Raw genomic sequence first — 24,500 nt, 5'->3', positions numbered from 1 at the left:
TGTCAACCACATCGGCGAGAAAACTTATTAGCTTAACTTAACACGTATGCCCCCAAACCCCCATTCTTGGGGGCTTTTTAGGTGTGCACTTTTAAAACTTAAATCGCTTAAAAACTGTGCACTTTTAAATTTTATCTGACAGGAAACAGAAAAAGCTTTAAAACAGCATCAGAAAAGAATATAATAACAATAGATCATTGAGAAGTAGGGGGTGATACGGCTTCGACAGGAGTAGAAGGTGCAGAAGTTGCATGTCGAGGGTGCTGGGTGGCCTCGAAAAAAACCTGGCAATACAACTTAATTGCCGACGAACAGTTGGCTTTAGCTGCTTAAATAGCAGTTACGTCTATCTTGTTCTTGCCTGTAGAGTGAGAATAGGCGCCGATTAACAGGCTGGACAGATTGTTTTGTTTGAGGCAATCTGTTGAGATTTTATCAAACTAGTTTCTATAACATCCTGTTCGCTGGAGGTTATAAGAGACGAAAGTTAAAGAGCGGAATAAACATGTAGATGCTGCTGTAACTTTACTTTTGGACGCGGGTTCGACTCCCGCCACCTCCACTAGAAAAAATGATGATTAAACCATACTACGAAAAACCAAGATTTAAGCTTTATCAAGCAGATTCTCTGGAATTTTTAAAAAAAGTTCCTGAAAACCCTGTTGATATGATTTTTGCCGATCCGCCCTATTTCCTCTCCAGCGGTACTTTTACTTGTCAGAACGGTAAAATGGTTAGTGTTAAAAAAGGTAATTGGGATTTAAGCAATGGCTTAAAAAAGAACTTTGATTTTCATGTTGAATGGATAAAAGCATGCCGAAAAATTTTAAGACCAAACGGAACAATTTGGATTAGTGGAACCTATCACTCAATCTATCAATGTGGTTTCGCTTTACAAATGGCCGGTTACCATATTTTGAATGATATTGCATGGTTTAAGCCAAACGCTTCTCCTAATTTAAGCTGTCGCTTTTTTACTGCCAGCCACGAAACTTTAATTTGGGCAAGAAGAGACAAAAAAGCAAAACACACTTTCAATTATAAGTCAATGAAGGATGGAGATTGGCCTGAAGATCAGCTAAAAAAGCCAGGATTGCAAATGAGATCAGTTTGGTCAATAAATACGCCAAAATCCATTGAAAAAAAATTCGGAAAGCACCCCACTCAGAAATCTTTTGACTTACTTAAGAGAATCGTTTTAGCAAGCACAAATAAAGGTGACACAATTCTCGATCCTTTTACAGGAAGCTCAACAACAGGATTGGCCGCTTATCTTTATGGGAGAAATTTCATCGGGATTGATACAGAAAAGAGCTATCTTGATTTATCAATTAAAAGATTTGAAGAATTAAAAAAATAACATTTTGAGATTAATCAATTTTAATGAACATTAAATGGCATAAAAATCGATGGTATTGGGCAGGTCATTTGTTTATTTTAATAATAATTGCCTTGGCTGTATTTTCTGTTTTTAAACACTCTGTTGGATTTCTGAGTGCAGAGGGGAAAATAACTATATTATCATCAGAAACTTTCTACAGATTGATATTCAATCCTTTGTGGATTTTAGTGTTGTGGTTTTATGAAAAAGGAAGAGGGTTAAATTATGAGAGGCATGATGATATTCTTCAAAATATTCAAGGTGCACTTGATGCAACCCATGGAAAACATATAAAAAGAAGCGATCTATTTAATATGGTTTATAAACATGATGATGCCCCAGAAAGACTAGAAAAAGGACTTCAGGCTCATGATACAGTTAAAAGCAGTACTGGCAAACCAAGGGTAAATTAAATATGAATTACATTAATATTCCAATTATTAAAATTAGCCAGAATATAGGAAGTTTTTTTATTGGGAAAATGGCTCCAAAAATTTTACATAAAATTGCGAATAAAAATCTATCCAGAATGAAGGATTTAGAGAATGGAATTCAAAGAGATCTTTATCCTGAAAAAGTGAAAGCTATAAAAAAATATTTAAAATCTAACGACTCTACTTTTCCTAATACAATTATTTTAGCTATCCAAAATAATCCAGCCGAAGAAAAAGAGCCTAATTATGTTTTAAATAATAAGAACAATACATTGAAAATCAAAATTAAAGAAGATGTGGCAAATATTTTAGATGGACAGCATAGATTGGCCGGTTTTGATAAAGAAGAGGAAAAATTTGAATTACCTGTTTCAGTTTTTTTAGATTTATCTCTCGGCGAGCAGGCTAAAATTTTTGCACAAATTAATTCCACACAAAGAAAAGTTAGTAATGATTTAGTTTATGACTTATTTGGCATAACAGAGGGCAGATCTCCCGAGAAATCGGCTTATTATATCGTAAAACATTTAAACGAAGAATTAAATTCAGCTTGGTATATGAAAATTAAAACTCTATCTGATAAAACAGGAGACTTAGCTCAAGGGTCTATGGCTAAGTATATTCACATTGAATTATTAGAAAAAAATAAAATTTTTAAAAAATTATACGAAAAAAATCGCGATACCGATATTAAAAATATTATTAGTAATTATTTTAATGCTATTAAAAAGATATTTCCAGAAGCATGGGAAAACAAGAATAAGCAATACATACTTACAAAAACCACAGGATTTAATGGGTTTATGAATTTTTTAATTTTATTAGTACGACTAGCCTCTGATTCAAAAAAGGAGTTGTCAGAGCATTACTTTATGAATTATATTACACGTATTAACGATAAATTTGATTTGTTTACAAGCGAAAATTATCCTTCCGGAGCAGTTGGGCAAAACAAAATAAGGGACACTTTAAAAGATGGTTTAACAGATGAAGAAAAAACTTTTTTAAATATAAAATATGCAAACAAATAAAAAACAAAAAAAAGATAGTTTAAATTTACTCGGCAATTTAGAAGTTATTCGTTGGTGCTATGAAGGAATTACAGATATTAGTATGAAAAATACAAGTAATCAAAATGTTTTGAACGAAGCAAAAATAATAGAAAAAGAATGGGGCAATGCCGTAATTGGCGGTGACGGGGGCGGACAATGGACAACCAAGCTATGTGAAGATTTGGTTATGGAAGGATTGATTAAGTTGGGCAGGAAGAACGTGAGAAAAACCACGCCCATAAAAAGCTCTTTGAGGAATAAAAAGTATAATCCTGACTTGGAATGTGATGACTATGTTTACGAAGTAAAAGGTAGCAATTGGTGTGTTACCGGCACAGCTGGAGAAAAAATTCTTGGTGTTCCATTAAAATATGGGGAAGTGCCGCGATTATTCAAAAAACCGTTGCAAATAATATTGGTAGGATATCAAGAATATGAAGCTCGGATGGGTTATGCTTTTGGTGATTTGTTGGATGAGAATAATCAAACAAAAGAATTATATGAAAGCATAGCTTTTTACAAAAAACACAATATTGAATATGTTGCATTTACTGATATATTGCAAGCGATAGGATTTAATGATGGTTGCTGGAAGAAAAAAAAGAATCAAGCAGGTGGGATTAATACTTGATTGAAAAACATGAGTTAGCTAATACAATAATTGCTCAGATGAGGAGAATCTAGAGAATAAGCGATCGCAGATTTTTGTTAACCCTAAACTCCACCCATAAAGAGCCGCATCATACTAAAGTTGTATGGTGGGCTTTTTTTATATATAATGGACGAATTCTAAAATAAGGCACAATGATAAAAATGCTAAAAAAATTAAGTTTGAAGCACGAAGTGCAAATGTCCAAAAAACAAAGGGTTGAAACCCCTTGTTCAAAGATTTCGATATTCGGATTTCGGATTTTTGTGTTCAGCGCATTGATACTGAGCGCAAGTTATAGCGCGTATTGCGCGCCAAACATACTCAAGAATGCGAGATATCATTCTTATCCTACCAAGACGCGTATTGTTCTTGACTCAAAAGAGGCAATAACATATACAATTGAAAAAACAGGTTCAGGGGAAATTCATATCAGACTTCATAATATAACCCCTGTAAACAAGTTCAGCCAAATAAGACATTTCCTGTTTTTCCCTATATATCCGCATGTTACGATTAATGACCGCATTGTTAAGAAAGTAAAATTAAAGCCTGCTTATCATTCCATAGATGCTGTTTTCAAGCTTAATACCAGAAATGCTTCGTATAATATATTCTATCTTAAGAATCCTGACCGCCTTGTTCTTGACTTCATAAAAGTAAGCGATAAGCAAAAAATTAAGGTAATTGTTATAGATCCGGGTCACGGAGGACATGACTCGGGAGCGGTTGGAAGACATAAAAGAGGGTTAATATTTTCATATAAGATCAAGGAAAAAGATATTAATCTGGATATCGCAAAACAGGTAAAAAAATATCTCAGGAGCACTGATACAAGGGTAATTTTAACCAGAGAAAGAGACAAGTTCATCTCTTTAAAGCACAGAGTAGAACTTGCCAAAAAGTACAAAGCCGATATTTTTGTGAGTATTCATGCAAACGCAGCATGGGACAAAAAAATGATGGGAATAGAAACATATTATCCTGACAAAGCGCGTAACAAGAGTGGTTCTCTTAAAAAAGAAAGCATTAAACTTGCAGAGAGTATTCATGAGAGCCTTATCAGGCATATGGGCTCTAAAGATAGGGGCGTGAAAGATACAATGTTCTATGTGCTTAGAAAGGCATACATGCCGGCTGTTCTTGTTGAAGTAGGTTTTATTTCCAATTATTATGATGCAAAACTACTAAAAAAATCCTCATATAGAAAGAAGGTGGCGCAGATAATTGCACAGGGGATTCTGGAATACAAGAATGAAGTTGAAAAACAGAAGGGAGAGTGAAATGTACACAGTGAGGGTAACAGATTCCTTTTCAGCAGCGCATAGTCTTAAGTTTGTGCAAAGCAAATGCGAGAATCTTCATGGACATAACTGGAAGGTTGAGGTATTTGTATGCGGAAGGGGTCTTGATAAAAGCGGCATGTTGATGGACTTTGATAAACTAAAAGCAATATTAGGGGAAATTATAATTAAACTGGACCATAAAAATCTTGATGACTTGCAGTTTTTAAAGGGGCATAGCCCCTCTTCAGAAGTAATTGCAGAGTATATCTTTTCAGAACTGGTCCCCAATATTCCTAAGGAGCTTTTAGTAAAAGAAGTAAGAGTGTGGGAAAGCACAGACAGTTGTGCGAGTTATACCAGCGATAAGGGTTAAGGATTAAGTGGTATGAGAACTGTAAAAGTTAATACAATAACAGACGCAGTGGCTGAGCTTTGTGTTAAGTCCAATTATGAACTCCCCAAAGATGTTACGGATAAAATAAAAAAGGCAAAGACCAGAGAGAAGTCTGAGCTTGGCAAGTATTGTTTTCTCCAGATAATGCGTAATCTGCATATAGCTAAAATGAAGAAGGTTCCTATTTGTCAGGATACAGGCATGGTAGTTGTTTTTGTGGAAATAGGGCAGGATGTTCATATAGCAGGAGGCAACCTTACTGATGCAATAAATAAAGGGGTAAGAGTTGGATATAAAAGAGGATATCTGCGTAGTTCTGTTGTAGATGACCCAATATTTGTCCGCAAGAATACAGGAGATAATACGCCTGCTGTTATACATACAAGTATCACCTCTGGAAGCAAAATCAAGATTATTGTTGTTCCCAAGGGATTTGGAAGTGAGAATATGAGCAAATTGACTGTGCTTAAACCGACGGAAGGGGCGGAAGGAGTGAAGAAATTTGTTGTAGATACAGTAAAACAGGCAGGTGCTAATCCGTGCCCACCAAGCATAGTGGGTGTTGGTATTGGGGGAACAATTGAAAAAGCAGCAATGCTTGCTAAAGAGGCTTTAATAAGGCCTCTCAACGTACATAATCCGGATGCAAAAATAGCTGGATTAGAGAGACAGATACTTATAGAAATAAATAAGCTTGGTATTGGGCCTCAAGGCTTTGGGGGCAGTATAACTGCTTTAAGCGTAAATATAGAAACGTATCCCACTCATATTGCAGGATTGCCTGTCGCAGTGAATATTGGCTGTTATGTGTCAAGACATGCAAGTGTGATACTATGAAAAAAACGCAAATAATAAATGTCCCTTTAACGAAAGAGCTCAGGTGCAGTCTGCGAGCAGGCGATAGAGTTCTTATAAGTGGTGCTATCTATACAGCGAGAGATATGGCTCATAAAAGGTTAGTGGAGACAATCAAGCGAGAGGATAAATTACCCTTTGATCTGCATGATCAGATAATCTATTACACAGGGCCTACGCCTGCCAGAGAAGGGGAAATCATAGGCTCATGCGGGCCAACTACGAGTCTCAGAATGGATAAATATACTCCAATGTTACTTGGCGCTGGGCTTGGAGGAGTAATTGGTAAAGGCCAGAGATCAGCCGATGTTATAAGTGCGCTTCGCAAGTATAAGTCTGTATATTTTGCTGCAATGGGCGGTGCAGGAGCGCTTTTGTCTCAAAAGGTAAAAAGCAAGAAATTTGTAGCTTATAAAGATCTAGGATGTGAGGCAATTTATAAGTTGGAGGTAAAAGGCTTTCCTGCAATTGTAGCAGTTGATGCCTACGGCGGGAGTATTTATGGACGGAATTTTAAATATAGATAAACCAAAAGACTGGACATCGCACGATGTTGTAGCTAAGATAAGAAGCCACTTCAAAATAAAGAAGGTCGGCCACGCTGGAACTCTGGATCCTAACGCAACAGGAGTTTTACTGATTTGTCTTGGAAAAGCTACTAAAAAAGCAAGTTTTCTGACAGAACAAAAAAAAACATATGAAGGAACGCTTTTACTGGGAACTACAACCGATACTCAGGACATTAAAGGGGAAATAATAAGAAGAATTAAGGTAGAGAAGGTTGATACTGAATTATTATCCAGTATTTTAGAAGACTTAACTGGAGACATATCTCAGATACCGCCTATGTATTCAGCTGTTCATTACAAAGGAGAGAGATTGTATAAACTGGCCAGAAAGGGGATAAAAGTAAATCCTGAACCACGCAAGGTACATATTTATAGCATAGAATTGTTAAATGTCAATATCCCTGAAATTTCCATTCGTGTTGCATGTTCTAAGGGAACATATATCCGCACTCTTGCTAATACAATTGGAGAAAAGCTTGGCTATGGAGCGTGTCTTAAAGATCTTGTAAGAACAAAAATCGGAAATTTTCATATTAAAGACTCTTTGTCACTAAATAACGTGCTGAAGGCTAAAGAGTTAAAGGACATTCCAATTTTTAAATTCGAAGCACTAAGCACGAAATACGAAACAATATCAAATGACCAAAATACAAATGCTCAAAACAATGTTTAGAATTTCGATATTCGGATTTAGGATTTTTTAATATGGATATTATAAAGAAACTTGTTCCCTTAAAACATAGATATCCACATGCAGTGCTGGCAATGGGTAATTTTGATGGTATGCATGTCGGTCATAAGAGGATTATTGCTAGAGTAATAGAGGAAGCTAAAAGAATTAATGGGACAAGTATTATTCTGACATTCACGCCGCATCCTATTAAAGTATTAAAGCCCGAAGTAATGGATTTACTACTTACATCTGCAGAACATAAGGTAAAACTTATTGAGAAAACAGGAATAGACGTTTGTGTATCTATAGATTTTACCTCAATTGCAGATATGGGAGCTCGGGATTTTGTATTAGAAGTTCTATGTAATTATCTTCATGTTCAGAAAATATATGTAGGATTCAACTATAGATTCGGGGTTGGTCAACAGGGAAATGTGAAGTTACTAAAGCAAATGGGTGAGAAAAATAACTTTAGTGTTGGCATTATAAAGCCTGTGAAAATTTCAGGTGAAATTGTTAGCAGTACCAAAGTTCGGAAATGTATCAGGGAAGGAAATTTGGACAAGGCATCTAGATTGCTTGGACGCAGATATTCGGTAATGGGAAACGTCTCCAGAGGCCGTGGAATTTCCAGGGATATAGATTTCCCTACTGCTAATATGTATTGTGATAGTGAAGTAACGCCTCCGGAAGGAGTGTATGCAGCATATGCTATAATGTACATAAATAATAAACGTTCAGTCTGTAAAGCTGTACTAGATGCAAGAAAACAGAATAGCAAGTTTTTTCTAGAAGTATATATATTCGGTCTTAAAACAGACCTTTATGGAAAAACTATAGAGGTTTTTTTTATTAAAAAATTGCGAGATAGATTCAAATTTAAGTGCAGGGAGGATGCAAAAAAGCAGATAATTTGTGATGCGACTCAGGCAAGGAAGATTTTAGAAAAATATGATTTTCAGGGTTAGCTTTTGATTTTTTGAGCTTTACATACAAACACTACTATGGTACAATTCAACGGATGAATGCAAGTCTATAGAAAGGGTTGAAAGTGGCAATATCCACGGATGAGAAAAAGGAAGTCATAACAAAGTTTAGGGCACATAAAAGTGATACTGGATCTCCAGAGGTCCAGATTGCCTTAACGACAGGGAGAATTAATAATTTAACAAGGCATTTTTTGAGTTTTAAAAAAGACCATAATTCAAGGCGTGGGTTGTTGAAACTTGTAGGAAGACGGAGACGTTTGCTGGATTATCTCAAAAAGAAGGATAGTGAAAGATACTTGACAGTTATTGATAAATTGAAGCTTCGTAAATAATATAACAGAGAAAAGGAGCTAGTAAATAAAGAAGTTTGCTGAAGTAAATCGGGGAATACGGGCAAAACAAGTAAGATTGGTCGGGTTGGATAAGGAACAGCTCGGAATTTTGGCTATTGAAGATGCCTTGAGAATTGCAGAAGAAAAAGGGTTTGACTTGGTTCAAGTTTCCTCGCAGTCTTCTCCCCCTGTTTGTCGGATAATGGATTATGATAAGTATAGATATGAGCAGATAAGACGGGGAAAGGAAGCTCGCAAAAAACAGAAGACTGTAGAATTAAAAGAAATTAAATTTAAACCAAATATAGAAGAAAACGATTATCAGGTAAAGTTAAGACATGTTAAGGAATTCCTTACAGAGGGGAACAAGGTTAAAGTAACACTTATGTTCCGCGGCAGAGAAATGTCCCATAGAGAGATCGGCAGACAGATACTTGAGAGGCTTTCTGGGGATGTGTCTGATCAAGGAGAGATAGATCAGCCTATTTCTTCGCTTGGTAAGAGAATTATGGTTATGGTATTAAGTCCAAAAGCTAATACAGGGAAAAAGAAAAAGGGACAATGAGGATTATATGCCAAAGTTAAAGACACATCGTGGAGCAGCTAAGAGATTTAAGCTGACTGGGAAAGGAAAAATAAAACGAAGCAAAGCATATACCAGTCATATTTTGACTAAGAAAACTACAAAAAGAAAGAGGAATTTACGAAGGTCTGCCATTTTGGTTAAAGGGGATTACAAAAGAATAAAGAAGCTTTTAGGAGTATAGTATGAGTAGAGTAAAGGGGGCTGTTGCTTCCAAAAGAAGGCATAAAAAATTTCTTAAAATGGCAAAGGGGTATTGGGGAAGGCGCAGCAAGAATTACAGGACTGCGAGAGAAACTGTAGAAAGAGGGCTTGTTTATTCGTATAGGGACCGTAAAGTAAAGAAAAGGAGTTTTAGAAGCTTATGGATTGTGCGAATAAACGCAGCAGTGAGACCGTATAAATTGTCTTACAGTGCTTTCATGAATGGTCTTATAAAAGCAAAGATAGAATTAAATAGAAAAATTCTTGCTGATTTAGCGATAACAAATCCCATAGCATTTGAGCGCCTGGTAGAAGTTTCAAAAAAGCATTTGGCAAAAAAATAGCACTTTATTCTATTTTCTATTTTCATTTTTTCTATTCATCTTATTGCGCTTTTCAGAGCTGATTATGTGAGATAGATCTTTTAGCGTTTTGTTCAGATCCCTATTTACTAGTACGTAATTGTAATTATTGCGCTCTTTAATTTCCTTTTTTGCAAGCATGATTCTTGCATCTATTTCTTGTTCAGAATCAGTTTTTCTCAAGTTCAATCTATTTCTCAACGTATCAATAGAAGGGGGACTTATGAAGATGAAAACGCCATTTTCATGGTATAATTTTCTAAGTTGAGATGCACCTTGAACATCTATATCCAGGAGAACGTCATATCCAGAACTAATAGCATTTTCTATAAAGTTCTTTGAGGTACCGTAAAGGTTGCCTCCTACTTCAGCCCATTCTGCAAAGCACCCTTTTTCAATATCCTTCTTAAACTTTTTCATGCACACAAAGACATAATCATGTCCATTGAGTTCCGATTTTCGTGGTCTTCTTGTTGTAACAGATACTGAATATTTCATTTCAGGATACTGGGTTAACAACTTTTGCCTTAAAGTGGTTTTCCCTACTCCAGAAGGGCCTGATATAACGATTAATAGACCCTTTTTAGAGGACATTTTGTATCTGCTCCTTTATTTTTTCCAGTTTGTTTTTTACTGTTATGGCCTCTCTAGCAATAATTACGTCATTCGCTTTTGAGCCTAGTGTATTTATTTCTCTGTTGAGTTCCTGAACTATAAAATCAAGATTCCTTCCAGTTATTTTAGACGAATTAACCAAACTTAAGAACTGGTGTATGTGGCTTCTTATTCTTGTAATCTCTTCGGAAATGTCCGTAAAATTAGTGTATATTGGTAGTCCATGCAGAAACTTCTCTTTGTCTATTGTTCCTAAGTCACCGATATTTAACTTCTTCAATGTTTCTTTCATGCTTTTGATTAGTTTTTCTCTGGATTTTTTAAGTACAATTGGCTGTCTGTTTTCTATTTTTTTAATGCTTCTTTTTATACTATTTACATATTTTATTATGTTTTTCTGAAGTAGTGTGCCTTCCTTCATACGCATCAGATTAACGCTATTCAGAGCCTTATTAATGCCCTTTTCTAGGTCAGCCCATACCTTTTCCCCTTGTATTTTCGCGTCTTCAGTGTATATAACGCCCTCAAAGCGCATCAGTGTTTGAATGTCTATCTCCCCTGTTAATTTAAGTTCTTTTTTCAATAGCATTAGCCTATCAGAGTAGATTTTCGCTAGTGTTTTATTAATGTGAGGAAGTTGGAAGTCATCAGATCTAGTCCATTTGAGAAGAAAACTAATCCTTCCGCGAATAAGTTTTTTTTCAATTAGTTTCCTTAGTCTTATCTCAAACATTGAGAGCTCGCTGGGAAGTTTTACAACAATATCGCAAAACCTGGAATTTAGACTTTGAATCTCTATTAGAAAGTATCCAAACTTAGAGCACACTTCTGCGCTTCCAAATCCTGTCATGCTATGTAGCATTTCATTACCTCAGTAAATTTCCCTTTAAAATATCACATGTGCTGGCTGGGCACACAGGTAGCACTTTTTGTTTAAGATTTTCATTGTAATTCTCAATATATCCCATAGGTGTTAAATAATCAAGCGCTTGATGTTTGGAGTTTCTATTGACAACTAGCCAAAAGTTTAATATCCTTGTACGTATACGAGAAAATTAGAGGAGGTTTAAAATGGCAGAAAAGAAAAAAGTAGAACAAGCAGCAGTTGAGCCTGAAATAGAAATAGACAAAAAAGATATTGAAGAAGGTAAGGCACTAGCTGTTATCAGTTATTTCTGGCTGATAAGCTTGATTGTCCTTCTTGTTAAGAAGGATAATGAGTTTGTCTTGTTTCATGCGAGACAGGGATTAGTACTGGCAATATTAGCTACTGTTTTTTCCTTAATCCCAATAATTGGATGGCTCCTGAATATAGTTGTTATTATATTTGCAGTAGTTGGTATTGTAAAAGCGCTTGCTGGTGAAACATGGAAGATGCCTCTTCTTGGAGATTTTGCACAGAAAATAAATTTCTGACTTATTATACTACTAAACTTTGATAGTGTTCTGATATTTTGAGAATTCCGCCACTCTGGTTGTAAAAATCATCATCCAAGTTAAATAAGCCGTCTTTTGTTTTCATCCATTCAGCTCCTGAACACGGATGGAACCTTAGAAGCTCATCCCATCGCTTGTAGTTCTGATGTCCATTTGTTTCAAGCACTCCTATACTCATACCAGGTAAAGGCGCAATCCTTGCAGCTACATTTTTATTCCAATCTACTAGAATAGGAGTAACTGTCAAGTCTGCACAAAAACACGGAACTTTTGCTTCATGTGCAACTTTAAGAATTTTCAGGCTCATGCTCAGAGTTTTTGCAATTGGTTTAAGGGCAATTGCACCATAGCCCATGTCTATACGCCTCTTAGCGTCTTTGTCAGAATGAGCGCTTTCATCAGCTGCAATCCTTACTCCAAGGTCACTAACATCTACTTCATATTCCTCAGGGAAAGGTTCTTCAACGATTGCAATCTGGTCAAATGCTCCTATCTTCTTTGTATGGTCAAGAAGCCTCTGTAACCTTTTCTTTGTGTCATAACGGCCATTTGCATCAAAGTAATATGGAATCTTACCATCCTTCGTATGCTCAATCCTTGTGTCTCCAACTGCTTTATGTATTTCTTCAATCCGCTTCATATCCCACTGAAGCATCTTTTCTCTGTCTCCATCCTTATCAGGATCAGAACCTATTTTTACTTTTAAAAAGAAATAACCATCCTTTACAGCATCCACAATTTCCTTCAAAGGAACTGCATAAGCCATTAATGGAATACTCGCAACTTTTTTATGTCTGTATGACAGAGAGGCTCTGTACTCTTCAGGTATCATATCATCAAAATTCGTAATATTATTTTCTTTTGCAAACAACATCCATGCAGCGTTGTCAACTCCAACAAGTGAGTTTAATGCAAATGTCAGTCTTAAATCAGGGTTATTTGTTATCTTTTTACCATACTCATGTACCTGAGGAACTAGTTCTTCCAATAGCTTAATAGGATTAGAAAACGCAAGTTCTTTGGCTCGTTTCAAAGCAAATTCCGTCATAGCGAACATCAAGGCATTCCCGCCTGATTCACTATGAGAGGAAAATACTGAGGCATCACTCCAGAGTACGCTTTGCGTTTCAAGACCCAGACCGGTTTTGCCTGATGAACTGGTTAGAGATGAAATGGATTGCCACGCTTCAGTGATATAACCACCCTTAAATCCAAAAGGTCTGATAAATGGTTCTCTTTCAAAATTGCAGTTTACTTTTTCTATTTTGATTTCTTTCCCAGACATTTTATTCTCCTATTTTAGATAAAAATTATGGTCGTAATATCACTCCCAATACTTGGTCAGGATGCTGAATTAATTTTTCGCATATTTCTGGTGCCTGAATGAGCGGCACTTCGTCAGTAATAAGAGACTTGACATCTATTTTTTTTCTCTTTATCCATCGCAAAATTTCTTCGAGATTACGCTGTGTAGTCCACCTAACAAAAACAGATGGATAATCACGACCATGTTCCCAAGATTCATCGTGATATCCAGGTCCTGTTCGAGCTGAGCTTAGAACATCCAGATTGCCGAGTCTTGCTGCAAAGGTATGAGTGATGCTTGCTCCTCCAACAATAACAATCCGTCCCATTTTATGAGTATCGGGCGTAGTTTTCATGCACGCGACTAATTGCTTAAATGCTTCTGTCGCCTCGCCGCCAAAGCAGATAAATCCTGCATCAATTCCATAGCCACGTGTAAATTCATCCGTCAGGGAAACAGCATCGTTTCCTCTTATGTTTACTACTTGATCAACTATCTTTTCTGCCTTTTTCAAACGCAGAGGTAAGCTATCCCAGCTTATAACGTGACATCCTGCAATCTCAGCCAGTTGAGAACATATCTGCCCAATAATTCCCAACCCTAATACAGCCACGTTTTCGCCAAGTTGTAATTCTGCTCTTCGTATTGCCTGAAGCGCAGTTGCTCCAAGACATGCAAAAGTTGCTTCTTGATAGCTTACTCCCTCAGGAATAGTAACGCACAAATTACGAGGCACACAAGCATAGCTGGTATGAAAAGCTCCAGTTCCCATACAAGCTACCTTGGTTCCAATTTTTATATCCTTACATCTTTGACCGACATCTATGACTTCCCCAGCATTACTATAACCAAAAGCAGTCTTTAGCTTTTTATTACCGGGATTTTTTCGTGCTTTTATTACTCCGCCAAGCTCTGTTCCCGGACTGATTAGACTAGCATGTACTTTTACAAGAACTTCTCCACGGCCAGGTTTTGGAACTGGTCCCTCTTCCACTGATATGACTCCCTTTTCATTTCTTACAACATATTTTCTCTTTTGAATCATGAATTCTCCTCTCTACTTTTTCTCTGTAAAAAAGCGGAAATAATTTAAATCACACCCTGTTTGCTCTACTATTTCTTCAGATGTTAGGTGTTTCCAGCTGTGCCCTCCATTATATTCCGAATGGAAGGATACAGGTCCATCAAATTTTATTTGATTTAAACACTCAACAAATTTGCGCCAATCAACTAAACCAGCTTCTAAGGGTACCATCTTCATCATCCAGCCTTTTTTATCCTCATTCTGCCCACCAATTCGAAACCATGCCATATCTTTAATTGCTATCATGAAAATACGGTCTTTAGCTAAATCCAGATCCATCATCCAGCCACAACTGGAACCTTCAATCGTACTATGTCCCACGTCATAATATACTCCTATCACCTCCGAATCACAATTTTCTATGAGACGGAGCACGTGATTAACATTAAGCCCCATATTCATACCAGAATGATTATGAAAACATGCTTTAACTCCATTATCTCGAAATATCGGCTCTAAGTCAGCTAACGTCTTTTTTACTTCTTTCACCTGTTCTTTATAATATCCAAATCCCTTATATTTCCAGTAGCCTAATTTGATATATTTGATATTTAATTTAGCAGCTGTCTCTACGATGTTTCGGGTCTCGTCATTCATTTCTACAATTGCAGTTGTTAACATGGAAATTTTTACTCCCTGCTTGGTCAAAATCTCCTGAAAACGGGCTAGTTCGTATTTAACCTGATCTGGCTGGACATGTCCCCCTTTTCTGACAGTCAAATCCACGCCATCCACCCCTAACTTAACCATAGTCTTTCCCAGTTCCTCAGCCTCCATAGTCTGAAAGCTCTTAGAAAAAACACAATATTCCATGTCTTAATACCTCCTCTCTATTTTTTCTCCTGATTTTCTGAAGTTCTTTTTCTTTTCCCTTCTATTTTCCCATGATTTCCTTGGTAACCTATAGATGGATACTGAAATCCGTCAATTTTCTGTAGCCTGTAATTAGTCCACGGAAATTGAGCTACTGCTTTATCAAAAGCCTCGGTTATTGTGTCTGCCACTACATCCTTTTTTAGTCTTTTTCTCTTTATACTTGGGTTAAGCCGTTCCAATAGATTTAGAAAAACTCGTCCTTGAATCTTATAGGGCGAAACTTTCTTTCTATTGATGATTCCATGTTTAACTCCTTGATAAATAATTTCACAGGCCTTTTGAGGCATAACACTTCTAGCATAGTAAGGGCCATAGGAATGTTTAACTACTCCAATTTCTATTTTGGGGATTTTCTCTTTTACTTCTTTGGTTATAGTTTGGTCTCCACTGATAAACACTGTTGGAACTCCTTTATCTCCAGCTATTGCTGCTGCCATACTAGCTTCACTTAGATAGAGAGCGCCGTTATTCACCGCCCATTTACTATGTGGACAAACGGCGTTTTCTTCTCCTGCCATAGCATGCATTCCAATCAATACCATGGCATCAAATGATGAATCAAGATCAGTTAACCAATGTGGTCCAGAACTAGCTCTGCCATGAATAATTTCACAACGCGGATCAAGTTCCTCAAATAGGATATTATAAGAACATCCATGGCTGTCATTTATCACAACATAGCTGGCTCCTGCATCAAAAGAGGCTTTAACTGCCGAGTTGACCTCATTGGTAAGCAATTTCTTCATTCTCATTCGATGTTCATAATTTTCAATACTTTTATCCTTCCTATTTTCAAAGAATACATAACCTCCTATTCCTTCGATATCAGTTTGAATATAAATTTTCATAATTCATCCCCTCTATATAATCATTGACTATTTTTTACTTCTTGCAGTAAGAGCGTACTGCTTCTCAAAAGAATAGCCGTCATATCCCTTATCCTCAAGTGTTAAATCCTCAAGTTTTATCTCTGCTCCTTCTTGCTCTCTTGACGCTTTTCCTGCAAGATATATCTTTATTGTTTCAGTAAGATCTGTAATAGGTGCCATTTCAATTCCTTTTTCCATGTAATCAAATATGCGTTTGAGAACAGCATCGTAAATCTGTGTTGTATCAACTCTAAAGTGATGAATAGCCTTATTTGTAGTTATAACAACATCAAATGGCTGCCATACGCCGGTTTGAAGCTGATATATAACCTTTACACCGTTCTTCCATGTTACATAATATTGTTCAACCGGTTTTTCAGAGTTAGCAGTGCCTATATATTTCACTGAATGAACACCTGAACCCAAAAGCCCATGTATTCCTTCCATAATATGGACACCATAGTTAAACTCATCAACACCTGCTGTCCCATAGACTGATATGATTTCTTCGTTATTTTCTGCAAGTTGTTTTTTAATTTCTATGAATTCATTTGCATATCGCACGGATGAGCTTCCAAGTATCTTTGCTCCATCATTTACAAGTTTCTCAAGTTTATTGCAATCGGTAAGATTCCCGCATATCGGCTTATCAATAAAAACAGGTTTTCCTGCTTTTATAAAGGGCATGGCATGTTTAAGATGCTTATCCCAATTACAGTCATGCACAAAACCAATATCTACCATATCAACAAGCTCTTCTATTGTCTTGCATCTTTTCTCAAGTTCATTATCTTTAATAAATCCATCCACTTCTTCGTCCGTACGAAATCCATCATTATATATCGCAACATATTTTCCTCTCTTAGGTTCCATTTTCGCCATCTTTCTTGCAAAAGCGTTTGGATGAGATATATCTATGTTTACACAACCTATTTTAACCATCGTTTCCTCCTTTAATTTTTTTTTATCAGCTTTTAAAAATATAATCTTCCTCAGAAATCGAGATTACTTTCCCGGTCTTTATCGACTCATTTACATAGAAGCTTATTACAGCGGCTCTTGCTGCATTAACAATTCCATTCGGCGGTTCTGTATCATTAATAATAGAATCAGCCAGTTCGTCTATCTCTGCAATTTGCCCTTTGTCTATTTTCTCTAATGTAATCACCTCTCCTTCTTTTTCAAAACCATAAGACTTCATCTCCTTAAACTCATCAATATATATTGCCTTTCCATCGCAGTATATTTCAGTTGCTTCCTTGGGAAACAATTTACATCCGGCGCTAGCAATCAGTGTTGTACCTACTGAGCCGTCCTCAAAAGTAATTGTAATAATCCCGCTGTCAGGTATTTTTACCTTTTCAGGATCAAGAAATGTTCCCCCACTTGCATAAACACTCACAGGCGGTTTTCCAACCAGTTCGCAGAGAAGATCAAATATATGACAACCTTCTCCTACAAATCTTCCTCCACCAACTGCTGGGTCATGTGTCCAGTTGTCCGCTGGAAAAGGCGCTTGAATACGGTGATATATAAGCTTCTTTTTATCTATTCCCTTAAGCAAATTCCTTGCTTTTCTAATAAGAGGCGCCATTCCTCTGTTGTACCCCACAGTGTATTTCACATTATTAGCTTTTACTGCAGATGCAATGTCCTTACACTCTTTCGCATTCAAACCCATCGGCTTCTCGCATAAAATGTGTTTTCCTGCATTGGCCGCTTTAATTGTCAGTGGCGCATGCTGGTCATGCCGTGTGGTAATAACTACTAGATTCACCTCCTTATCATTAAGAATTTTCCCATAATCCGTAGTAAAGTATTCCATGTTATACTGCTTAGATACCTCTTCTGCAGCTTTCTCAACAATATCACATGCTGCATAAAGCTTATACTTCTGATTCTTTGCCATATTGGGAAGATGCATTCCCTTGGCAAATCCCCCGCATCCTACAAACGCTACATTGATTTTGTCTGTCATTTTATATCTCCTCCTGATTTGTTTTTAGTAATTTCCATGTTTTCTTGCCAGTTTTATTGCAAAAGAATAGTCTTCAAAACTTACAGTTGGAGGAACTGAATGGTCACTGTTAAAAATATATCCTCCACCTTTCTTTGCAGTCTCTATTTTAGTAACTACTTCATTTTCTATCTCTTTTTTGTTTCCTTTTGCCAGAATATCCATATTTATATTTCCAAAAAAAGTTATGTCTTTTCCATATAGTTTTTTCAGTTCTCTGACATCATTTCCTGCTCTTGCTTCAAGCGGCTGAATGCAATCAACCCCAACCTCTATCAGCAAAGGTATGAATTCTTTTACGTTGCCATCACAGTGGTATATAAGATATAAATCATTTTCTACGCAAAACTCCTTTATCTTCTTATGAAATGGCATAACAAGTTCTCTATACATTGAGGGAGAAAACAACATGCCGTTTTTGTAGCAAAGGTCACCATACAACCAAACCGCGTCAGGTTTAAGATTTTCCTTGATCATTATCTTAATCATTTCGAGACTGAAATCAGTCTGGTAATCCATAATTTCTCTGACAAACTCTGGCGATATAGACATCTCAATCAAACCCCTATCCATACCCATTGTGCGTTCCAGGACAAACCAGCAGGGTTCATCTGGAGTTACACAGATAAATGCTTCTTTCCCTCTATATTGGGCATATGTTTTTATCAATTCGTTTGTAATTCTATCCTGCTCCGGCAGAAGATGCTTTTTTAGCAAATCAAAATCTTCTTTTGTTTTTATGGAATATTTAAGGGGTTGTGCAGGACAATAAGTATCTCCTTTTAAAATTTTAATGGTTTTGCCATATCCATCTTTTTTAATGCAGTACTCTTCAGTTTCCTTTATAATTTCTTCTTCATATGGCTTTTTATTAAAACAGCAGTTTTTAATTAGATCCATTTTAAAGTACTCATGTGGACTAACATCTTCTGGCAATCCTTCTTTATGCCATCTTTCCAGAGTTTGAGGCCAAAAACTCATTTCTGTAATTGATATTCTGTCTGTCTTCTGAAAATTAAGCGTTTTAATTATTCTTTCTTTACTTGTCATAATCTATTCCTTGATTTATTCATGTCCCCATAAGATTTCATTTGCTATTTGCTATTTCATATTGCCTTCGATAGCTAGCCAAAGTATCAATAAAAAATCGTGCTTTATCCGCTTCCATCGCTGGTATTCCACTCTCCGTTCAAGGCATAAATCGACTACCTTAGCGGCCAATTCTCACAGCCATTTTCTTAAAAACTTTAATCCTTCTTCAAACCGAATCTCATGGCCACTATTATGCAGGCATATCTCAATTCTTTGCTCTATTTTTAGTTTCTTATAGTGCTCTTTTGAGTGCTCAAATTCTTCAAGAACAAATGGCCACCATGAGACACCATCGGCTTTCCCTGTTTGAATCATTAAAGGGCGAGGGCAGATTAAAGAAACTAAATCAGAATCGGTAAATTCTCTTAGCCAGCCGGGAAGAAACATATGCTCTTCATCAGTCACAAGAAAACAAGAATACCTTGGGTCTTCAATTACCATCTTTTTGATTCTATGGTTGAAGAAGGCAGAGATGATACCTACCTTTATTCTTTTCTCCAAAGGAAGAGTAAAGAGAGTATAGGTTCCACCTTTACTTAGGCCCCACATCCCAATTCTATTTTTATCAATTTTTTCAAGACGGGAGACATAATCAATGAGTCTTCTTATTTTAAAGATTTCCAGACCGAATAGGCTCTTTCCTAAAAGCAAAGCCATTCTATTAGACTTTGCCATTGGTTTGGTCATCGTAATATTAAGCGGGGCTAAAACAGCGAATCCTTCCCTTATCAACTTATAGCCATACTTGTCATAAAAGTTTGCTTTGTCTATAAGACCAAATACATCACCATCGGGAGAAGAACCATGTCCATGTTGGCAGATAATGAGAGGAGAAGGCTCCTTCATCCCCTTGGGTAAACCTAAGATTGCTCTTCCTCTGAGATTATTAAAGAGTTTTATCGATACCCATTTGGCAATCATGTCTTCATCTTCTAAGAATGGCTCTTCTTCAACTTCAAAATCTTCTGATGCTTCAGGGAAATCGCCCAATGTCTCTAACCATCTTTTTCTATTAGGTTCTACTGAAGATAGAAACTTCTCTATGGAGGAGTAATCTCTTTTCCAGTATTTTTTCTGCCTTATAGGATATTTCTCAATTTCTGCTGTCAGAAAATCCTCTGTTTCTCTTCTTTGCAGACTCTGCCTATCATTTATTTTTCTCTGAATTAAAACTTCTTTAATCTCTTTATCCATAATATGCTCCTGATTATTTCCGCTTAAGATTTTTCTTCCTTCTATCCTTCATTAATCGGTTGAGAACAGGGAAATATTCTTTCCACATAATTTTATGCGTTTCAGTTTCAGGATAAAACTTTTGTCCAACTGTTTTCGGCCTTTCTGTCAAGAATACATCCTGCCCGACCCAGTAAGGAAGCCGAAAATTATCTTTAAAAGATTGATTGATAAGTTTGCTGGTAGTTTCTGGGGAATAGTCGTAATTACAGGCAAAAGCAATAGAATTACTGACATTATATCCACCAAGAAGATAACGGATATCATCTTTTCTCTGGTCAAGGTTAAACCTATGCTCCATCCGCAGAATATAGTCAGCGTAAGTATCAATTTTAATCACCCCCCTTCGTTTACATTAAATCTTAAACTCTAAATCCCAAATCCTAAATTCTAAATCCAAATGTCCTAAACATTATTTTGTGTTTTGCCGATTTTTTATATGCTCGCAAGTCTCCTTATAACTCTGCAGCCCGTGCCATAGGAGATTTGTTTCTTCCTTTAGTATTTCTGTCTGAGGATTCGAGAAAGGTAAATTTAAAAGCTCAGCATAAGGCAAAATCTGTTTATATATTTTGTAATTTTGGGGAATCCATCTATAATTTTTTTCAGCTATATCCTTATTAACAGGAACAAGATTGCTACAGCTTTTGATATACTTTTGTACTGCCTGAGATTGAATAAATTCAAGAAATTCTAAAGCCAGATTAAAATTTGTGGTCTTTTTTGATATTGCAAATCCATCAGCTAAAAGTATTGTTGCCTTGCATTTTTTCTCAGGGAGTGAAGCAATATCCCATAAAAAATCTTTGATCTTATTAAGAGTACTAAATCCATAGTAACTTTCCATCATCATGGCTATCTTACCTCTTGGAAAAAGAGATGATGTTTTTTCTGATGAATGTCCAAATGCAGGTGCTACTTTCCATTTGTGCATTAAGTCTTGTATGAAACCTATTGCTTCCTGAGATTCAGTGCTGGATAGATTAAAAGACTTTCCGTCATCCCTAAGTAGTTTTCCGCCGTTTTGAAGAATAAAAGCAGGCCAGCGATTAAGACTTGAGGAAAACAAAAATCCATATTGACTAGAATCATTTAGCTTTTTTGCCTTATTCAGAAAATCATCCCAGTTCCATCCATCCTCTGGATAGCCAACACCTGTCTTATCAAATAAGTCCTTGTTGTAAGCCATTACTACAGGTGAGAAGGCAATCGGAAAACCATAATAAGTATTTGCAGATTTAAATGCGTCCCATGGTTCAATATAAGTGTCTTTTTTAGACTCTTTAACATAGCTGTTTAAAGAGAAAAATTGATTAGTAGCATCAAATCCCCTGAACAATGATTCACTTACTTTTATAATATCAACATTGTTACTCGAAATCATGTTTTCTATATTTCTGGAGTATTCTTCTGAAGCATGAAGCTCTGTCCCTTCAATAGAGATGTCGGGATGCGATTTTTCAAACAGAGAAAATATTTTCTTCATGGAGTAGACGGGCATTTCATAATATGCTATTTGTAATGTCTCTCTTTTCTTTCGTGATATAAATGTACCAAGTCTTGGTCTTCTGTAAAGATATCCTTCCTTACACAACTGCTTAATTGCCCTCTGGGCCACCATTCTGTTAACATTATATTCAGAGGCAAGTTCAGCTTCGGTGGGAAGCTTAGTAATATCTTTTTTACCAGAAAGAAATCTTTCCTTCAGGATTTCTTTCATCTGAAGATATAAAGGTTTTTCACTCTCTAAATCAATGGTGCTCATATTACTCATTAACGCATTTGTCCATTTGCACATAATTTAGCATATAGATAATATTGTGTCAAGAAAAATCTGATGGAGAATTACTTACTTGTGTGTTATGACAATTTATAGTATATTTTTATTGTCATCTAGAAGGAGTATGAAGGGCTATGAACAGCAGTTTGATTCTGTCGTTTCAACATTCAGGCTGGGTTGGAAGAATAATTGTGCTCTCGCTGTTTGCAATTTCTGTATTAGCCTGGTATGTAATCATCATAAAATTTGGGGCAATTAGAAAAGCAGAAAGAGCGTCTAAACAATTCTTAAGAATATTCCGTAACTCTTCCTCAGAAAATGTGTTTAATCTCTACAGCAAAGGGGGCGAAGAGTACAAGTCCTCCCCTATATTCCAAGTCTATAAACAAGGGTGTGGGAAAGTTAATTCTATAGGAGAGAATATTACTGCCTCAGATTTAAAATACATAGAGAAGACACTGTTAAGTTCAGTTAGTGATTCATTCTTCAAGCTCGAGAGATTTTTAGGATTTCTTGCAACGACTGCAGGAGTCAGTCCTTTTATAGGATTGTTAGGCACAGTATGGGGTATACTTAACGTCTTCCTGCAGGTCAGTTTGCAGGGAACTGCAAGTATTGGAACTGTTGCTCCAGGAGTTGCTGAGGCGCTGATAACAACTGTAGCAGGGCTGGTAGTAGCAATCCCTGCTCTGGTTGCATACAATTTCTTCTCAAACCAGCTGAGAGTGCTATCAATAGAGACAGATAATTTTGTAGGAGAGTTTCTTTCTCTTGCAGAAAGGAAATTAGTTAGGACACAAAACCTATGAAAAGCAGATTGTATTCATACACTCCGATCAGCCAGATAAATATTACAAGTCTTGTTGATATTACAATGGTTCTTTTAATTGTTTTTATTCTGGTTACTCCAATTATGCTTCATGGAATCAATGTTCAACTTCCACAAGCATCATCTGAAAGGATGAATGTTTCAAAGGATGCTGTTACAATCAGTATATCAAGGTATGGCAGTCTGTATCTGGATAATGCCAAGGTAACTTATGAATCCTTAAGAAAACGGCTTAAAATAATTGTTGAATCAACTCAAAATACATCTGTAATAATCAAAGCTGATAAATCCGTTAACTATGGTGAAGTAATTAAAGTTCTTGATATAGTCAGAGAGTCGGGCGTCTCAAGAGTTGGTCTTCCAACCAGAGTTCGCGATATACGCCGTTAAGAACAATTTCTAATTTTGAATTTTAAATTATTAATTAAAAATTAAGAATTCAGCCTTTAAATTTGTTTCGGATTTGTTAATATGACGGAGTTCTGTGAATATTTACGATAAACCTAACACGCTGAATACGAAAGCGTTATTGATATCTCTAAGCGTTCACATAAGCATCATTTTATTAATAGTTCTTATTGCAATTGTGAAACACAAGACATCAAAGCTTGAAGTTCCGCAATTCGTTCAATTAACTCCGGATATAGAACAGGTTGAAAAATCAGTTAAAACTTTAAAGAGATCTTCGCCCCTTAAAACCACTCAAAAGCCGAAAAAAACACCAGACACACGCAAACTAAGGACAAAGATACTTACAAAACTTAAAACTATGGATAAATCTGATTCAGCAGAACATATTCCCATTAAAAAAGAGAAGACAGCAAAATCCCTACAGTCTGTAAGCAAAGAAGACGTGCATATCAGCGCCGGTAGATTTCCTTATCTATGGTATTTAACTGTAATAAAAACTAAGTTGTCAAATGCATGGGTGCCGCCGAGTGAATATATAATACCAAAAGAGGGGACATATGTTACAGTTTGCTTTACACTTAATAAAAATGGCACTATAGACAATGTGAAGGTAAAGCATTCTTCTGGTATGAAATTGCTTGATAATTCAGCACTAAATGCTATAAAGTTAGTAGGAACTCTACCTGCTCTTCCCTCAGAATGGAAAGAGGAATATCTAAATGTCAGCATTATTTTTAAAACACTATGAACAGAAAATTTCTAATTTTAAATTATTAATTATTAATCAATTTTCAATGCTTTAATTTTTAAGTATAAATATAATAAACGTAAAAATGATGAGTAAAGAAGGTGAGAGCATTATGGGAAATAAGAAGGATGCGGTAAATTCGGTTTTAGTTTTACAAGAGAGAATTGAGAAAAAGATATTCTTGATTAGAGGAAAGAAAGTAATGTTGGATAGGGATTTAGCTTTGCTTTATGAAGTAACAACAGGAAATTTAAATAAGGCTATAAGCAGGAATCTAGATCGTTTCCCAGATGATTGTGTGCCACGAACATACGTGGAAGTTAGAGTCCTGCAAAATGGGAAATTAAAGAAAGATAGAAGAAGAGAAGTAGAATAAAAAAAGATAAAAATGCACATTGAAAGCAGAAAAAAGGATTTGGAGAGAATTTCAGAAGAAATTG

31 protein-coding genes and 1 other RNA gene are annotated in these 24,500 nt (G+C 36.2%); 20 read left to right on the top strand and 12 right to left on the bottom strand.

What is annotated here, in order from left to right:
• The first annotated feature begins 207 nt into the window (after positions 1 to 207).
• The 15 genes from ssrA to rplT all read left to right on the top strand — a co-directional run bounded on the left by ssrA (position 208) and on the right by rplT (position 9,745).
• Positions 208 to 565, top strand: a transfer-messenger RNA (tmRNA) gene (ssrA, locus tag KKC91_04260).
• Between the two features lie 6 nt (positions 566 to 571).
• Entirely contained in the window at positions 572 to 1,360 is a 789-nt protein-coding gene (locus tag KKC91_04255) for a site-specific DNA-methyltransferase (GenBank protein MBU0477763.1), read from the top strand.
• Positions 1,361 to 1,383: 23 nt separating this feature from the next.
• Positions 1,384 to 1,794: a hypothetical protein gene (locus KKC91_04250; protein ID MBU0477762.1), complete on the top strand. Its 411-nt coding sequence runs from the start codon at positions 1,384 to 1,386 to the stop codon at positions 1,792 to 1,794.
• Positions 1,795 to 1,796: 2 nt separating this feature from the next.
• Positions 1,797 to 2,846 carry a DGQHR domain-containing protein gene (locus KKC91_04245; GenBank protein ID MBU0477761.1) on the top strand — a complete coding sequence of 350 codons (1,050 nt, stop codon included), beginning with the start codon at positions 1,797 to 1,799 and terminating at the stop codon, positions 2,844 to 2,846.
• A complete protein-coding gene (locus tag KKC91_04240) occupies positions 2,833 to 3,498 on the top strand; it encodes a hypothetical protein (GenBank protein ID MBU0477760.1) in 666 nt (221 codons plus the stop codon). Before KKC91_04245 ends, KKC91_04240 begins: the two co-directional genes overlap by 14 nt.
• Before the next feature lie 173 nt (positions 3,499 to 3,671).
• A complete protein-coding gene (locus KKC91_04235; protein ID MBU0477759.1) occupies positions 3,672 to 4,799 on the top strand; it encodes an N-acetylmuramoyl-L-alanine amidase in 1,128 nt (375 codons plus the stop codon).
• Position 4,800: 1 nt separating this feature from the next.
• A complete protein-coding gene (gene queD / locus KKC91_04230) occupies positions 4,801 to 5,175 on the top strand; it encodes a 6-carboxytetrahydropterin synthase QueD (GenBank protein ID MBU0477758.1) in 375 nt (124 codons plus the stop codon).
• A gap of 12 nt (positions 5,176 to 5,187) precedes the next feature.
• Positions 5,188 to 6,033: a fumarate hydratase gene (locus tag KKC91_04225; GenBank protein ID MBU0477757.1), complete on the top strand. Its 846-nt coding sequence runs from the start codon at positions 5,188 to 5,190 to the stop codon at positions 6,031 to 6,033.
• Entirely contained in the window at positions 6,030 to 6,578 is a 549-nt protein-coding gene (locus KKC91_04220; GenBank protein MBU0477756.1) for a Fe-S-containing hydro-lyase, read from the top strand. The genes KKC91_04225 and KKC91_04220 overlap by 4 nt, the downstream gene beginning before the upstream one ends.
• The gene (gene truB, locus KKC91_04215) at positions 6,553 to 7,293 is read left to right on the top strand and encodes a tRNA pseudouridine(55) synthase TruB (GenBank protein ID MBU0477755.1); all 741 of its coding nucleotides are present in this window, start codon (positions 6,553 to 6,555) and stop codon (positions 7,291 to 7,293) included. Before KKC91_04220 ends, truB begins: the two co-directional genes overlap by 26 nt.
• Before the next feature lie 32 nt (positions 7,294 to 7,325).
• Positions 7,326 to 8,261 carry a bifunctional riboflavin kinase/FAD synthetase gene (locus KKC91_04210; protein ID MBU0477754.1) on the top strand — a complete coding sequence of 312 codons (936 nt, stop codon included), beginning with the start codon at positions 7,326 to 7,328 and terminating at the stop codon, positions 8,259 to 8,261.
• An 83-nt stretch (positions 8,262 to 8,344) separates the two neighbouring features.
• Entirely contained in the window at positions 8,345 to 8,614 is a 270-nt protein-coding gene (gene rpsO / locus KKC91_04205; protein ID MBU0477753.1) for a 30S ribosomal protein S15, read from the top strand.
• Between the two features lie 25 nt (positions 8,615 to 8,639).
• Positions 8,640 to 9,179, top strand: coding sequence for a translation initiation factor IF-3 (gene infC, locus KKC91_04200; GenBank protein ID MBU0477752.1), 540 nt, complete (start codon positions 8,640 to 8,642; stop codon positions 9,177 to 9,179).
• A 7-nt stretch (positions 9,180 to 9,186) separates the two neighbouring features.
• Complete coding sequence (rpmI, locus tag KKC91_04195; protein MBU0477751.1) at positions 9,187 to 9,381, top strand: 50S ribosomal protein L35; 195 nt, start codon at positions 9,187 to 9,189, stop codon at positions 9,379 to 9,381.
• Position 9,382: 1 nt separating this feature from the next.
• Positions 9,383 to 9,745 carry a 50S ribosomal protein L20 gene (gene rplT / locus KKC91_04190; protein MBU0477750.1) on the top strand — a complete coding sequence of 121 codons (363 nt, stop codon included), beginning with the start codon at positions 9,383 to 9,385 and terminating at the stop codon, positions 9,743 to 9,745.
• Between the two features lie 9 nt (positions 9,746 to 9,754).
• Here the strand turns inward: rplT and gmk are convergent, their stop codons facing one another.
• Together gmk and KKC91_04180 are read right to left on the bottom strand one after the other, a co-directional pair.
• On the bottom strand, positions 9,755 to 10,357 hold the full coding sequence (gene gmk, locus KKC91_04185) for a guanylate kinase (GenBank protein MBU0477749.1): 603 nt from the start codon (positions 10,355 to 10,357) through the stop codon (positions 9,755 to 9,757).
• Entirely contained in the window at positions 10,347 to 11,240 is an 894-nt protein-coding gene (locus tag KKC91_04180; GenBank protein MBU0477748.1) for a YicC family protein, read from the bottom strand. The genes gmk and KKC91_04180 overlap by 11 nt, the downstream gene beginning before the upstream one ends.
• Positions 11,241 to 11,449: 209 nt before the next feature.
• On the opposite strand from KKC91_04180, the gene KKC91_04175 reads away from it, so the two are divergent.
• Entirely contained in the window at positions 11,450 to 11,794 is a 345-nt protein-coding gene (locus tag KKC91_04175; GenBank protein ID MBU0477747.1) for a hypothetical protein, read from the top strand.
• Positions 11,795 to 11,798: 4 nt separating this feature from the next.
• Here KKC91_04175 and KKC91_04170 read toward each other — a convergent pair whose 3' ends face one another.
• From KKC91_04170 to KKC91_04125, 10 genes are all read right to left on the bottom strand, one after another.
• Positions 11,799 to 13,100, bottom strand: a complete 1,302-nt coding sequence (locus KKC91_04170) for an L-alanine-DL-glutamate epimerase (protein MBU0477746.1) — start codon at positions 13,098 to 13,100, stop codon at positions 11,799 to 11,801.
• Positions 13,101 to 13,125: 25 nt separating this feature from the next.
• Complete coding sequence (locus KKC91_04165) at positions 13,126 to 14,166, bottom strand: zinc-binding alcohol dehydrogenase (protein ID MBU0477745.1); 1,041 nt, start codon at positions 14,164 to 14,166, stop codon at positions 13,126 to 13,128.
• 12 nt (positions 14,167 to 14,178) lie between these two features.
• Complete coding sequence (locus KKC91_04160; GenBank protein MBU0477744.1) at positions 14,179 to 15,018, bottom strand: sugar phosphate isomerase/epimerase; 840 nt, start codon at positions 15,016 to 15,018, stop codon at positions 14,179 to 14,181.
• Positions 15,019 to 15,035: 17 nt separating this feature from the next.
• Positions 15,036 to 15,929, bottom strand: coding sequence for a M55 family metallopeptidase (locus KKC91_04155; protein ID MBU0477743.1), 894 nt, complete (start codon positions 15,927 to 15,929; stop codon positions 15,036 to 15,038).
• Positions 15,930 to 15,956: 27 nt separating this feature from the next.
• The gene (locus tag KKC91_04150) at positions 15,957 to 16,892 is read right to left on the bottom strand and encodes a Gfo/Idh/MocA family oxidoreductase (GenBank protein MBU0477742.1); all 936 of its coding nucleotides are present in this window, start codon (positions 16,890 to 16,892) and stop codon (positions 15,957 to 15,959) included.
• A gap of 25 nt (positions 16,893 to 16,917) precedes the next feature.
• The gene (locus KKC91_04145; protein ID MBU0477741.1) at positions 16,918 to 17,928 is read right to left on the bottom strand and encodes a Gfo/Idh/MocA family oxidoreductase; all 1,011 of its coding nucleotides are present in this window, start codon (positions 17,926 to 17,928) and stop codon (positions 16,918 to 16,920) included.
• 24 nt (positions 17,929 to 17,952) lie between these two features.
• On the bottom strand, positions 17,953 to 19,017 hold the full coding sequence (locus tag KKC91_04140) for a hypothetical protein (GenBank protein ID MBU0477740.1): 1,065 nt from the start codon (positions 19,015 to 19,017) through the stop codon (positions 17,953 to 17,955).
• Positions 19,018 to 19,191: 174 nt separating this feature from the next.
• Positions 19,192 to 20,253: a hypothetical protein gene (locus KKC91_04135; GenBank protein ID MBU0477739.1), complete on the bottom strand. Its 1,062-nt coding sequence runs from the start codon at positions 20,251 to 20,253 to the stop codon at positions 19,192 to 19,194.
• Between the two features lie 13 nt (positions 20,254 to 20,266).
• Entirely contained in the window at positions 20,267 to 20,632 is a 366-nt protein-coding gene (locus KKC91_04130) for a hypothetical protein (GenBank protein ID MBU0477738.1), read from the bottom strand.
• A gap of 72 nt (positions 20,633 to 20,704) precedes the next feature.
• A complete protein-coding gene (locus KKC91_04125) occupies positions 20,705 to 22,066 on the bottom strand; it encodes an extracellular solute-binding protein (GenBank protein MBU0477737.1) in 1,362 nt (453 codons plus the stop codon).
• 140 nt (positions 22,067 to 22,206) lie between these two features.
• On the opposite strand from KKC91_04125, the gene KKC91_04120 reads away from it, so the two are divergent.
• From KKC91_04120 to KKC91_04105, 4 genes are all read left to right on the top strand, one after another.
• A complete protein-coding gene (locus tag KKC91_04120; protein MBU0477736.1) occupies positions 22,207 to 22,881 on the top strand; it encodes a MotA/TolQ/ExbB proton channel family protein in 675 nt (224 codons plus the stop codon).
• Positions 22,878 to 23,291 carry a biopolymer transporter ExbD gene (locus tag KKC91_04115; GenBank protein ID MBU0477735.1) on the top strand — a complete coding sequence of 138 codons (414 nt, stop codon included), beginning with the start codon at positions 22,878 to 22,880 and terminating at the stop codon, positions 23,289 to 23,291. The genes KKC91_04120 and KKC91_04115 overlap by 4 nt, the downstream gene beginning before the upstream one ends.
• Before the next feature lie 94 nt (positions 23,292 to 23,385).
• Positions 23,386 to 24,060, top strand: coding sequence for a TonB family protein (locus KKC91_04110; protein MBU0477734.1), 675 nt, complete (start codon positions 23,386 to 23,388; stop codon positions 24,058 to 24,060).
• Between the two features lie 112 nt (positions 24,061 to 24,172).
• On the top strand, positions 24,173 to 24,436 hold the full coding sequence (locus KKC91_04105) for an ORF6N domain-containing protein (protein MBU0477733.1): 264 nt from the start codon (positions 24,173 to 24,175) through the stop codon (positions 24,434 to 24,436).
• The last annotated feature ends 64 nt before the right edge of the window (positions 24,437 to 24,500 follow it).

The organism is bacterium (genome assembly GCA_018812485.1).
Classification (GTDB): domain Bacteria; phylum JAHJDO01; class JAHJDO01; order JAHJDO01; family JAHJDO01; genus JAHJDO01.
This window is presented reverse-complemented; position numbering and strand designations above follow the sequence as displayed.